Raw genomic sequence first — 11,349 nt, forward strand, 5'->3', positions numbered from 1 at the left:
TGAGAACGTGATCGATGCCAGGGACATCGCCCGCGCGGCGGATCTGCTGCATGACGTGGTGGCGCCGACGCCGCTGGAGTACTCGCGCTGGTTGAGTGAGCTCGTCGGCGGCGACGTGTTCCTCAAGTGCGAGAACCTGCAGCGGACCGGTTCGTTCAAGCTGCGCGGTGCATACGTCCGGATGGCCAGGCTGAAGAAGGCAGAGCGCGCTCGCGGCGTGGTCGCGGCGAGCGCGGGCAACCACGCGCAGGGCGTGGCGCTGGCGGCGCAGTTGCTCGGGATCAAGTCGACCGTGTTCATGCCGCACGGCGCACCGATCCCGAAGGAGAAGGCGACCCGCGCGTACGGCGCCGAGATCCGCTTCGTCGGGACGTCGATCGACGACTGCCTGGAGGCGGCCCGTGCGTTCGAGGCCGAGACCGGTGCGGTGCTGATCCACCCGTTCGACCACCCGGACATCGTGGCCGGTCAGGCGACGGCCGGGCTGGAGATCGTCGAGCAGTGCCCGCAGGTGCGGACCGTCGTCGTACCGACCGGTGGCGGTGGACTGGTCGCCGGGATCGCGGCCGCGATGCAGCGTGACGGGATGCCGATCGAGGTGGTCGGCGTACAGGCTGCCGGTGCCGCGGCGTACCCGGCCTCGCTCGCGGCCGGTGAGCCGGTCCAGCTGGCCGCGATGTCGACGATGGCGGACGGGATCGCCGTCGGGTTGCCGGGCAAGGTGCCGTTCGAGGCGATCCAGCGGTACGTCGGGGAGATGCGGACGGTCGGCGAGGATTCGTTGTCCAAGGCTCTCTTGCTGGTCCTCGAACGCGCGAAGCTGCTGGTCGAACCGGCCGGCGCCGCCGCGGTGGCCGCCGTACTGGACGAGCCGACGCGGTTCAAGCCGCCGGTCGTGGTGGTGCTGTCCGGTGGCAACATCGATCCGATCCTGCTCATGCGGGTGATCCAGCACGGCATGGCCGCGGCCGGCCGGTACCTGTCGCTGCGGGTGCGGATCCCGGACACGCCGGGAGGTCTGGCGACATTGCTGACCCAGCTCGCGGGGCTGAACGCGAACATCATCGAGGTCCTGCACGAACGCATCTCCGAGACGCTGAATCTGGACGAGGTCGAGGTCGCCCTGCAGCTCGAGTTGCGGGGTGAGGAGCACCGTGAACGGGTATTGGCCAGTCTGACCGGCAACGGGTACACGTACACGCTGAACTGAGGAGTCCCTTGTGAAGAAGACGCTCATAGCGGCCGCCGCTTTGTTGCTCACGGCAGCAGCCTGTACGCCGGGATCGGACAGCCCGAGCGGCAGCACCAGCGCGCCGAGCACGGTGAAGACGGATGCCGCCGCGCTCGGCGACGTCCAGTTGACCGTCTGGGACCAGGAGGTCCGCGGCGGTCAGGCGGCCCAGATGGCCGAGCTGGTCAAGCAGTTCCAGGCGAAGTACCCGAACATCAAGATCAACCGGGTCTCCCGGTCGTTCGACGACCTGAAGACGACCTTGCGGCTGGCGTTGTCGGGGAACAACGCGCCGGACGTCGTCCAGGCGAACAACGGCCGGTCGGACATGGGCGAGTTCGTGAAGGCCGGTCAGTTGGTGCCGCTGGACGAGTGGGCCAAGGCGTACAACTGGGGCAGCCGGTATCCGGGGTCGGTGCTGCAGTACTCGCGCTACTCAGCCGACGGCAAGACCTTCGGCGAGGGCAACCTGTACGGGCTGCCGCAGGTCGGTGAGGTGGTCGGCCTCTACTACAACAAGGAGAAGCTGACCAAGCTCGGCGTACAGCCGCCGAAGACGTGGGCCGAGTTCGAGGACGCGCTGGAGAAGGCGAAGGCGGCCGGTGAGGTGCCGATGCAGCTCGGCAACCTGGACAAGTGGCCGGCCATTCACGTGTTCGGCACTGTGCAGGACCGGTTCGTGCCGGCCGACCAGATCACCACGCTCGCGTTCGGCCGGGCGGGTGCGTCCTGGAACACGCCGGAGAACACGAAGGCCGCCGAGACGCTGGTGTCGTGGGTGGACAAGGGCTACTTCAACCAGGGCTTCAACGGGCAGGGGTACGATCCGGCCTGGCAGGACTTCGGCAAGGGCAACGGGGTGTTCCTGATCGCCGGTACCTGGCTGCAGGCCGATCTGCAGAAGGCGCTCGGCGACAAGGTCGGCTTCATGCTGCCGCCGGGAGAGTCGGCCGACGGCAAGCCGGTCGTCACCGGCGGTACGGGTCTGCCGTTCGCCATCACCAACAAGGCGAAGAACGCGGACGCGGCCGCGGCGTACATCAACTTCATCACCAGCCCGGACGCGATGAAGATCCTCACCAGCACCGGCAACCTGCCGATCGCCGACACCTCGGCCCAGCAGGCCCCGGCCGGTCTCGCCAGCGACATCTTCAGCAGCTTCGGTACGGCGGTCAGCAAGGAGGCCATGGTTCCGTACCTCGACTACGCGACACCGACGATGTACGACACGATCGGCGCCGCCCTGCAGGACCTGCTGGCGAAGAAGGCGACACCACAGCAGTTCCTCACCACGCTCGAGACCGACTACAGCAAGTTCGCCGGGAAGTGAGTTCACCGCCCGGGGAGCCGCGCCGGATCGGGTACCTGTACATCCTGCCGGCGCTGCTCGTGTACGGCGCTTTCCTGCTGTACCCGTTGATCCGTGCGGTGCACCTGTCAATGTTCGAGTGGAACGGGATCACCCTCGGCCGATTCGTTGGCCTGAGCAACTATGCGGACGTGGTCCGGGACGCCGGGCTGCGGGCCGCGTTCGGGCACGCGTTGGTGCTGATCGTCTTCTATGCGGTGCTTCCGGTGCTGATCGGGCTCGCGCTGGCCTCGGTGTTGCAGCGGGCCAGGGTTCGCGGGCTCGGGTTCTTCCGGACCATCGTGTTCCTGCCCCAGGTGGTCGCGATGGTCGTCGTAGCCGTTGCCTGGCGCCACATCTACGCTCCCGACGGCCCGCTGAACGACGTACTGCGGGCCGTCGGGCTGGACGGCGTCGCGCGCGGCTGGCTGGGGGACTACACATTCGCCCTGCCTGCGGTCGGCGTGATCGGGACGTGGTTCGAGACCGGGCTGGTGACCGTGTTGCTGCTGGCCGGCATGTCACGGATTCCGCGGGAGCGGTACGAGGCGGCCCGGCTCGATGGAGCCGGTCCGTTCGCGGAGTTCTTCGCGGTGGTGCTGCCTGCGGTTCGGGGTGAGATCGCGGTCGCGGTGACGTTGACGGTGATCGCCGCGCTGCGGACGTTCGACCTGGTCTACATCACCACGAGCGGCGGTCCTGGTACGTCGACCAGCGTTCCGTCGTACGAGGTCTATCACCGGGCGTTCGAGCTCGGCCAGGTCGGATCGGCCGCGGCGATCGGGGTCTGCCTGACGGTGCTGATCTTCGTGATCACGCTGGGCGTCAACCGGCTGGCGGATCGGAGTACGGCGTGAGGGCGTCGATGGCCGAGCGGATCGGCAACTACACGCTGCTGATCGTCTTCGGGCTGTTCGCGCTCGGGCCGATCGTGACGATCCTGGCGGCCGCACTCGGCCGGGACGACGCGGGCAGCGGGTCGAGCGGGTTCGGGAACTTCGGCAAGGCATGGGAGATCGGCCACTTCGGCACGTACCTGCGGATGAGTGTCGCGGTGTCGGTGACGGTCGTGGTGGTCAGCGTGCTGCTGTCGATCCTCAGCGGGTACGCGTTCGGCACGATGCGGTTCCGTGGTGCCGGAGTGCTGTTCTACCTGTTCCTGATCGGGATCATGATGCCGACCGAGGCGATCGTCGTACCGCTGTACTTCGACCTGCGCACGCTCGGGCTGACCGACACGTTCTGGGCCGTCGCGCTGCCGCAGGTCGCGCAGTCAGTTGCCTTCGGCACCTTCTGGATGCGGGCCTACTTCCGGTCCTCCAGCCGGTCGATGGTCGAGGCGGCCCGACTGGACGGCGCCGGTCACTGGCGCACGTTGTGGCTGGTGCTCGTGCCACCGGCCCGGCCCGCGCTGGTGACGCTGATCGTGCTGGTGTTCATGTGGACCTGGAACGAGTTCCTGATCCCGTTGGTGATGGTGACGAGCGAGTCGTTGCGGACCGCGCCGCTGGGCCTGGCGTTCTTCTCCGGCCAGTACACCTCCGGCTTCACGCTGCTCGCGGCAGGCGCGGTCATCGTGGGCACACCGGTCGTCCTCGTCTACGCCTTCCTCCAGCGCCACTTCATCGCCGGCATGCTCGAAGGCGCCGTACGCGAGTGATCAGTCCACGGCCAGCGGACGCACGTACGTCAGCAGACTGACGAGGGTCTTGCCAGGCTCCTCCCAGGGCGCGAGATGCGCCGAGTTCTCGAACCAGACACCCTGCTTGTACGGCGCTTTGACCGCATCGATCCAGTCAGCGGGCGGCTGCGAAGGTGTCGTGTAGTCGTGCCGGCCCATGAACATCAGCACCGGGATCGGGAACTCTCTGACCCCGGTGAAGTCGACCTCGAGCATCTCGTCCAGCACCCGGCCGAGGGTGAACTGGTTTCCTTCGCCGATCGTCTCCGCCTCGTCGATCGTGTACTCGGGGGACAGCAGCGGTGCCTGGAAGAAGTAGAGCGAGTCGTCCCGGTAGGCGCTCAGCCCACCGCGGTACTGCGCCCACTGCCGGGCGATGATGATCCGCTCCCGGGTCAGCGGCTCGTCACCGGGGTACGGCGCGATGGACTCGAGCTCCTCGAGTGCCTCGGTGTGCTGGTGCTGCTTGGCCTGGTCGACGGCGTACTCGAAGCTCAGCGCCTCGTTCGTGCGTGAGTTGATCACCTGGCCGATGCCGACGTACGCGTGGAACAGGTCGGGCCTGGCCAGCGCGGCGTGCATACCGATCACGGTGCCCCAGCTGTGGCCGATCAGGATCAGCTTGCGGACGCCGTACCGCTGTCTGATCTGCTCGGCGAGCTCGATCGCGTCGTCGACGTACTGCGAGATCCGCAGCGTGTCCGCGATGGTGTCGGGGTCGGTGGCGCGGAAGGTCCGGCCGGCGGCGCGCTGGTCGTAGGTGACGACGGTGAAGTACTCCTCGATCGGCCGCTGGAACTGCCATGAGGCCGGCGCCAGCGGCGACGCGGGACCGCCGTGGACGAAGAGGATGACGGGATTGGACCGATCTTGACCGCGGGCGTAGACCCAGTGGTCGATACCTCCGGCCTGGAGCTGGTACGTCTCCTGGACACCGGTGGGCGCGACGATGCGGTGCAGATCCGCGATGACCTCTCGCGCGTCCTCGAAGGACGGGGGCGGTTCCTCAGCCATCCACCGATGGTAGGGGCTCACAAGTCTTCACCAGGGGAGCGTGCAGCCGCTCGGCGAGCACCTGACGCTGAGTCGGCTTGGCCTCGGTCTGCCGGAGCAGGCCCTCCTCGGTGAGCCGCACGTTGACGGCGCGGCGGTCCTCGGGGCACATGTGGCGCTCGACCAGGCCGGCGGTTTCCAGCCGGCCGATCACGCGGGACAGCGCGCTCTGGCTCAGGTGCACCGACTTGGCGATCGTCGCCACCTTCGCGGACCGCTCGGGCAGCTCGGCGAGACGCTCGAGCACCTCGTACTCACTCATCCCCAGCGAATGACCGGCCTGCAACGCCCGGTCGAGGGCGCAGGTCAGGTCGGCGTGGCGAGCCAGCAGCTCGCGCCATTCGCGGACATCGGCGCTGGTCTCACCAGGACCTGCGCTGACCTTCGTGGCGGTCATGGAGGGACGTTATCATGCAGACGCATTTCATGCAACTGCATTTAATGCCTAGACATTAGATGCATGTGCATGGAATAGTCTCCCCTCGTGACACAGACAACGCACACCCCATCACCAGCCGACACTGCACCGGCCCGCATGACCTGGGACGCGCGCCTCTGGGGCGCACTTCTGGTGGTCTGCGGCGTGATCTTCCTCGACGGCCTGGACGTGTCCATGGTCGGTATGTCCCTGCCGTCCATCGGCGCCGACCTGGGCGTTTCCCTCTCCTCCCTGCAGTGGGTCGTGACCGGCTACGTGCTCGGGTACGGCGGCCTGCTGCTGCTCGGTGGACGGACCGCCGACCTGCTCGGCCGGCGCCGGGTGTTCCTGATCGCCCTGGCCGTGTTCGCCGTCGTCTCGATGCTGAGCTCGCTGGCCACCAACCCCGAACTGCTCATCGCCGCGCGGTTCGTCAAGGGCGTCGCCGCCGCGTTCACCGCGCCGGCCGCGCTCTCCATCATCACCACGACCTTCCACGAGGGCCCGGATCGCAACCGCGCCCTCAGCATCTTCACCACCTGCGCCGCCAGCGGCTTCTCGATGGGCCTGATCCTCGGTGGCGCGCTGACCGAGGTCGGCTGGCGCTGGACCTTCCTGATGCCCGGCCCGATCGCCCTGATCGTGCTGCTGTTCGCGATCAAGCTGATCCCGAACAGCCCGCGCGACAACGCCGCCGGCGGGTACGACGTCCCCGGCGCGATCACCGTCACGGCCGGCATGCTGTCGCTCGTCTATGCGGTCGTCGGCGCGGAACACGCCGGCTGGGTCTCGGTCCAGACCATCGGGATGTTCGCGCTGGCCGTCGTACTGCTGGCCGCGTTCATCGCGATCGAACTGCGGTCGAAGCACCCGCTGGTCCGGCTCGGCATCCTGCGCAACGCGTCGCTGCGCCGGGCGAACCTGGCCATCCTGACCGTGTTCGGTTCGTACGTCGCCTTCCAGTTGATCGGCACGCTCTACCTGCAGAACCTGCTCGGCTGGTCGTCGTTCGAGACGGCTCTCGGCTTCCTGCCGGCCGGTCTGCTGGTCGCCACCTTGTCGCCGAACGCGGGCAAGCTGGCCGACCGGATCGGGACCGGTCCGATGATCATCGGCGCGATGGTGCTGTTCGTCGCCGGGTACGCCCTGTCGCTGCGGATCGGTCCGGAGTCGGCGTACTTCTCGACCGTGTTCCCGACCATCATGCTGATCGGTCTGGGGTTCGCGATCGGGTTCCCGGCGCTGAACATCCAGGCGGTGTCCGGGGTCCCGGACCACGAGCAGGGTCTGGCGTCCGGGCTGTTCAACACGGCGAGCCAAGTCGGTGGCGCGGTGGTCCTCGCGATCGTGACCGCGGTGATCAGCAGCCAGTCGGCCGGTGTCACCGCTCCGGCCGGGATGCTGTCGGCGTACAAGCCGGGTCTGGCCGTGGTGACCGGTATCTCCGCGCTCGGTCTGCTGATCGCGCTGACCAGTCTGCGCGGCCTGCGCGCCCGGCGGGAGGCAGAGGCTCTCGAGGCAGCCGAGCTGGCCGCCGTGCAGAAGGAACTGGCCGAGGAAGAGATGTCCCCGGCCGCGTGACAACAACCAGCTCCTAGTGAGCTGTGGAGATATGTAGCAGTGCGGGTCACGGTTGTGGCCCGCACTGCTGTGTTGTCAGAGCGGTCTGGCAAGGACGGTGGCGATCGCGATGGTCACTGCCATCACGGTGAGCTCGACAGTCGCCAGTGTGGCGAGTGCGACCGTCTCCTTGCGCCGTACGGCCGGCAGGAGGATCTGTCTGATGAAGCCACCCGTAGCGGCCAGCAGCGTCAGGCCTGCCAGCTTGCCGAGCACCAGCCAGCCCGCAGGGGTCTCGAACAGAGCGTGAAGCAGCACCGACAGGTGTGGCGTGATGTCCTTCGTCAGCCGCGGTCCTGCGAGCAGTACGCCGGTGACCGCGACTGTGGCGATCGCACCGCCCGCAACAGTCGAGAACCGTGGCAGGACCAGCGCAAGTGCCGAGCGGTTGCCGGCGATCAGCACTGTGACCAGTGCGAGTCCACCGACCCACAGACTGACCGCACACATGTGCAGGGTGATCGCGGGCGTCGTGAGCCAATGCGCGCTGCCCTGGGACGCGTGACCGGTGACCGGTACGGCGACCAGTCCGACGAGGGCGAGCCCGAGGCACACCATGGGCCAGACGGTCGGCGTACGCGTGAGCGTGAGCAGTGTGTACGCCACCGCGGTGACGACCGTCAGCACGAGAGCAGTGCCCGACGTGACGTTCACCGCGTACGACGCCATGCCGGCGAACGGCATCTTCGAGCCGGACTGCGAGATCGCCGCCGCCTGGAGCCACCACGTCGTCGTGGTAGCGGTGACCCAGGCGATGCCGGCGGCGATCCCGATGACCCGGGCCCGCTGGGCCGCGGCGTCGTACTCCTTGCGTCCTGCGGTGCCGAGCAGGAGCAGGAAGAGGGTGACGCCGACCGCGATGATCGCGGCGCCGTTGGTGACGAACCGGGCCAGGGGAGTGGTGTAGAGGATGCCGGGGCTGGTGATGTTCAGGGCCGGCTCGGGGGCCGGCCGGGTGACGACGATGGCCCACACCAGAGCGGCCACGCTGAGGGTGGTGATGACGGAGACGGCCGCGGCCGAGCGTCGTACCTTCAGGGGCGGGGCGGCGAGATCCATCAGCTAGTCCCGGGTCGCGGAGTCGAGGCGGCCGTGCCTGACCGGGGACGTCGCCGGCCTGCTCTGATCGGACCGCCAGCGGAGGAAGCCGTGCAGCAGGAAGAGCGCGGTGGCGAACTCGAGGATCCAGACCCAGGCGGGGACACCGCCGCTGGGCAGGGTCATGGCGGCCATTGCCGGCGAGCCGGTGTCGGCCTTGTTGAGCGTGACAGTGATGTGGCCGGTGATCGGGTGGCCGTCGCCGGAGATCACCCGGTAGCTGACCTTGTAGGTGCCGGTCTTGCCGAGCCGGTCGCAGCTGGCGTGCACCGTGTTGCCGTCGACCCGCACCGACTTGGCGGGATGGCGGAAGCCGTCCGGGCCGGTCACCAGGACCGCGTCCCAGCCCTGTACCGGCTGCAGGCTCTGGTCGAAGGTGAAGCTGACGGCGGAGGGGCTCGAGGAGAGCCGGGCACCGTTGGCCGGCGTACTCGCGAGCAGTTTGGTGTGCGCGCTCGCCGGGACGGCCGGCGCGGCGATCAGGGCTGCGGTGATGGCGAGCACCGCCAGGATCGGGGGGCAGCTCCGCCGCACTGTGCGGAGCCATGACGTCGCGGGCTTCGACATCCGGATCCTCCTGTCAGGAAATATCGTCCATGAATGGAACTCGCGGGGCAGCCCGCGCGTTCAGCGAATTCAAAGGGAACTGAATATCGTTCGGGACATTTGTTCGTAACACATTGCGCGGCTGCGGAAATACGTCGGAAACCTCACAGAGGTAAATTGGTGTTGTGAGGATTGCCGGGGTTGCGGATGCGGTCGGGGTGGCGGGCGAATTGCGCCTCGTCGTCACCCGGCCCGGCGCAGGGACAGGGCCGGGTGTTACGCCCCAGATGCGGATCACCCGTGGTCGCGGATCGGTCTCCGCGGCCACGGGTGATCGAGGTGACCAGGCGCCGGTCAGACCGGCCGGCGCCGTGGTCGGTGCCTCAGTGGTCGTGCCCGTGACCGGTGCCGTCGTCGGCGATCGCGTGACCGGTGAGGGTGTACGACACGATGTTCACGCCGACCGGGAAGACGTGCGATCCGGTGTAGCCGATCGGGTTGTCGATCGCCGGGTTGAGGCCGAGCATCTCGTCGTCCAGGTGCAGCTGGACCTGGCTGGTGCCGTAGTCGACCGCGTCGCCGATGTTGGCGACCGGGGTCGGGCTCTCGTGCGCCGAAGCGGTCGAGGCGGCCAGGGTGGCGCCGCCGATTGCCAGCGCGATGCTCGCCAGCGGGACGGTGATCAGGCGGGACCTGAGGTTGGGCATGTCGCTTCTCCTTGAGGAGTGTGCCGTCCACCCCGGGAGGGTGGGGTGGACGCGCAAAGGGAGGGAATTGGCCCGCGAATGGGCATGCCAGACAGGTCGACCAGCCTGACCCCAAAAGCCGGCCGCCGGTCGCCTTTGACCGACGTAAATGGTGCAACGGCGATGCCTGATGGCCACTCAATGCATCGCTTGAAGCGAATGTATTCAGTGCTGCGCCGGAACCGCAAGCAATTGTAGTTATTTGACCACGAAATGGTACGGATGTTGCCGTGTCAAGCTCACAGTTATATGCGCTTTTCGGGTATTAGGTGAGAGAATTCCGTGGAGCGGAATGCGTTCGCGGGCGTGTGGCGGCGGCCGGGGTCAGGGTGCGGCGGGATGTGGTTCGGGGCGATCCCGGATTGGTTTCGAACCCTCCGGGTGCTGGACTGGGGGGCATGAGCAACGAGAGCGACTACGACCGGCGGGTCAAGGACATCCTGGACCGGGTCGCCAAGGGCCACCTGTCCACTGAGGAGGGCGCGACGCTGATCGCCGCCATCCAGCCGGCGTCTTCAGCAGGTGATGGCCCGGTGGCGCAGGAGCCGGTTGCCGACGACGGAGGTTCCGCGTCGGCGGGTAAGACCGACTGGCCGTCGGCGGACGAGTTGCCGTCGCCGTCGGTCTGGGCCGACGTGGTCGACTCCCCGGACACCGCCGAGGCGCCCGCGGGCCGGCATGCCGCCGAGCCCGCTGAGCCGGCCGAGCCGGCTGAACCTGTCGAGCCAGCTGAGCCGGCCGAACCCGTCGAGCCGGTCGCTGCGCAGAACGGTGCTCAGGACAGCGTGGTCGACGAGGCGCCTGCCGAGGCTGAGGAGGCCGAGGACGTCGAGGAGCAGCACAGCAACGTGCCGATGCCGGCCGGCGTGCAGCGGGTGACCGTGCGGGCGATAGGGCGCCGGGTCCGGCTGATCGGTGAGCCGGCCGTCACCGGGGTCGCGGTGGACGGACCGCATGTGATCAAGCGGGATGGCGACACGCTCGCGATCAGCAGCGAGGGCGACATGGGCGTCTCGATCGACGGGTTCAGCATGTTGCGCAACCCGACCAACCTGAAGTCGCACGTGAACGGCCTGGCCAAGGAGCTGTCCATCCGGGTCAACCCCAGCCTCCAGGTCGAGGTCGAGGTGACCGGCGGCAGTGTGCACGCCGAGCGCCTCCCCGGTCTGACCCGGGTCCGCGTCACCGCCGGTACGGCGAAGGTCACGGACGTGAGTGGTCCGATCGATCTGCTGGTCCAGGCGGGCTCGGCCCAGCTGGATGCCCAGATCACCAAGGGTCGGTCCCGGGTCCGGGTCGAGTCCGGTGCCGCCAACGTGAACCTGCGCCGCGGTTCCGACGTCCGCGTCCACACCGAGTCCCAGCTCGGCCGCGTCACCTGGGCCGGCGCGGTCACCGGCCAGTCCAAGGATGTGGAGATCGGCCGCGGCCGGGCCGCCCTGGACGTCGAGGTCCTGGTCGGTACCGCGCAGATCGTCTCCGACTGACCCAGTCCCCTCCCCGCCGCAGCGCCGCGCAACGCCGTTCAGCGCATCGAGTGTGAGGAGTCTGGGGGGCGGGGGGGGGGGGGCGCCGCGGGCAGCAGCAACAACGCGCAGCGGGGTGGGG

The 11,349-nt window shown here is 68.2% G+C and carries 11 protein-coding genes; 6 read left to right on the forward strand and 5 right to left on the reverse strand.

The window, feature by feature from the left end; translation table 11 throughout:
- Positions 1–7 precede the first annotated feature (7 nt).
- Genes ilvA through V9K99_RS20395 form a run of 4 tightly spaced genes read left to right on the forward strand, consistent with a single transcriptional unit; the run spans position 8 to position 4,239 of the window.
- Positions 8–1,210 (forward strand): threonine ammonia-lyase, encoded by a 1,203-nt coding sequence (ilvA, locus tag V9K99_RS20380; RefSeq protein WP_337012585.1) that lies wholly within the window; start codon positions 8–10, stop codon positions 1,208–1,210.
- A gap of 10 nt (positions 1,211–1,220) precedes the next feature.
- Positions 1,221–2,561, forward strand: coding sequence for an extracellular solute-binding protein (locus V9K99_RS20385; protein WP_337012583.1), 1,341 nt, complete (start codon positions 1,221–1,223; stop codon positions 2,559–2,561).
- Positions 2,558–3,436 carry a carbohydrate ABC transporter permease gene (locus V9K99_RS20390; protein WP_337012581.1) on the forward strand — a complete coding sequence of 293 codons (879 nt, stop codon included), beginning with the start codon at positions 2,558–2,560 and terminating at the stop codon, positions 3,434–3,436. The genes V9K99_RS20385 and V9K99_RS20390 overlap by 4 nt, the downstream gene beginning before the upstream one ends.
- Positions 3,433–4,239: a carbohydrate ABC transporter permease gene (locus V9K99_RS20395; RefSeq protein ID WP_337012579.1), complete on the forward strand. Its 807-nt coding sequence runs from the start codon at positions 3,433–3,435 to the stop codon at positions 4,237–4,239. The genes V9K99_RS20390 and V9K99_RS20395 overlap by 4 nt, the downstream gene beginning before the upstream one ends.
- Here V9K99_RS20395 and V9K99_RS20400 read toward each other — a convergent pair whose 3' ends face one another.
- Both V9K99_RS20400 and V9K99_RS20405 read right to left on the reverse strand, forming a co-directional pair.
- Positions 4,240–5,274, reverse strand: coding sequence for an alpha/beta fold hydrolase (locus V9K99_RS20400; protein ID WP_337012577.1), 1,035 nt, complete (start codon positions 5,272–5,274; stop codon positions 4,240–4,242). It abuts the gene before it with no gap.
- Positions 5,267–5,710 (reverse strand): MarR family winged helix-turn-helix transcriptional regulator, encoded by a 444-nt coding sequence (locus V9K99_RS20405; RefSeq protein ID WP_337012575.1) that lies wholly within the window; start codon positions 5,708–5,710, stop codon positions 5,267–5,269. The genes V9K99_RS20400 and V9K99_RS20405 overlap by 8 nt, the downstream gene beginning before the upstream one ends.
- 87 nt (positions 5,711–5,797) lie before the next feature.
- Here V9K99_RS20405 and V9K99_RS20410 point away from each other — a divergent pair, with 87 nt between their 5' ends.
- The gene (locus V9K99_RS20410) at positions 5,798–7,312 is read left to right on the forward strand and encodes an MFS transporter (protein ID WP_337012573.1); all 1,515 of its coding nucleotides are present in this window, start codon (positions 5,798–5,800) and stop codon (positions 7,310–7,312) included.
- A 75-nt stretch (positions 7,313–7,387) separates the two neighbouring features.
- Here the strand turns inward: V9K99_RS20410 and V9K99_RS20415 are convergent, their stop codons facing one another.
- The 3 genes from V9K99_RS20415 to V9K99_RS20425 all read right to left on the reverse strand — a co-directional run bounded on the left by V9K99_RS20415 (position 7,388) and on the right by V9K99_RS20425 (position 9,702).
- Positions 7,388–8,410, reverse strand: coding sequence for a copper resistance D family protein (locus V9K99_RS20415; protein WP_337012572.1), 1,023 nt, complete (start codon positions 8,408–8,410; stop codon positions 7,388–7,390).
- 3 nt (positions 8,411–8,413) lie between these two features.
- Positions 8,414–9,016 (reverse strand): copper resistance CopC family protein, encoded by a 603-nt coding sequence (locus tag V9K99_RS20420; protein WP_337012570.1) that lies wholly within the window; start codon positions 9,014–9,016, stop codon positions 8,414–8,416.
- A gap of 362 nt (positions 9,017–9,378) precedes the next feature.
- Positions 9,379–9,702, reverse strand: a complete 324-nt coding sequence (locus tag V9K99_RS20425) for a hypothetical protein (protein WP_337012568.1) — start codon at positions 9,700–9,702, stop codon at positions 9,379–9,381.
- Positions 9,703–10,139: 437 nt separating this feature from the next.
- Between V9K99_RS20425 and V9K99_RS20430 the strand changes: the two genes are divergently transcribed.
- Complete coding sequence (locus V9K99_RS20430; protein ID WP_337012566.1) at positions 10,140–11,228, forward strand: hypothetical protein; 1,089 nt, start codon at positions 10,140–10,142, stop codon at positions 11,226–11,228.
- Positions 11,229–11,349 lie beyond the last annotated feature (121 nt).

Origin of the sequence: Kribbella sp. CCNWLW201, assembly GCF_037203805.1 — a bacterium.
Classification (GTDB): domain Bacteria; phylum Actinomycetota; class Actinomycetes; order Propionibacteriales; family Kribbellaceae; genus Kribbella.

Bases quoted from the DNA above. Each gene is read 5' to 3' on its own strand.
- V9K99_RS20400 (WP_337012577.1), bottom strand. From the start codon at position 5,274: ATGGCTGAGGAACCGCCCCCGTCCTTCGAGGACGCGCGAGAGGTCATC.
- V9K99_RS20405 (WP_337012575.1), bottom strand. From the start codon at position 5,710: ATGACCGCCACGAAGGTCAGCGCAGGTCCTGGTGAGACCAGCGCCGAT.
- V9K99_RS20415 (WP_337012572.1), bottom strand. From the start codon at position 8,410: ATGGATCTCGCCGCCCCGCCCCTGAAGGTACGACGCTCGGCCGCGGCC.
- V9K99_RS20420 (WP_337012570.1), bottom strand. From the start codon at position 9,016: ATGTCGAAGCCCGCGACGTCATGGCTCCGCACAGTGCGGCGGAGCTGC.
- V9K99_RS20425 (WP_337012568.1), bottom strand. From the start codon at position 9,702: ATGCCCAACCTCAGGTCCCGCCTGATCACCGTCCCGCTGGCGAGCATC.
- V9K99_RS20430 (WP_337012566.1), top strand. From the start codon at position 10,140: ATGAGCAACGAGAGCGACTACGACCGGCGGGTCAAGGACATCCTGGAC.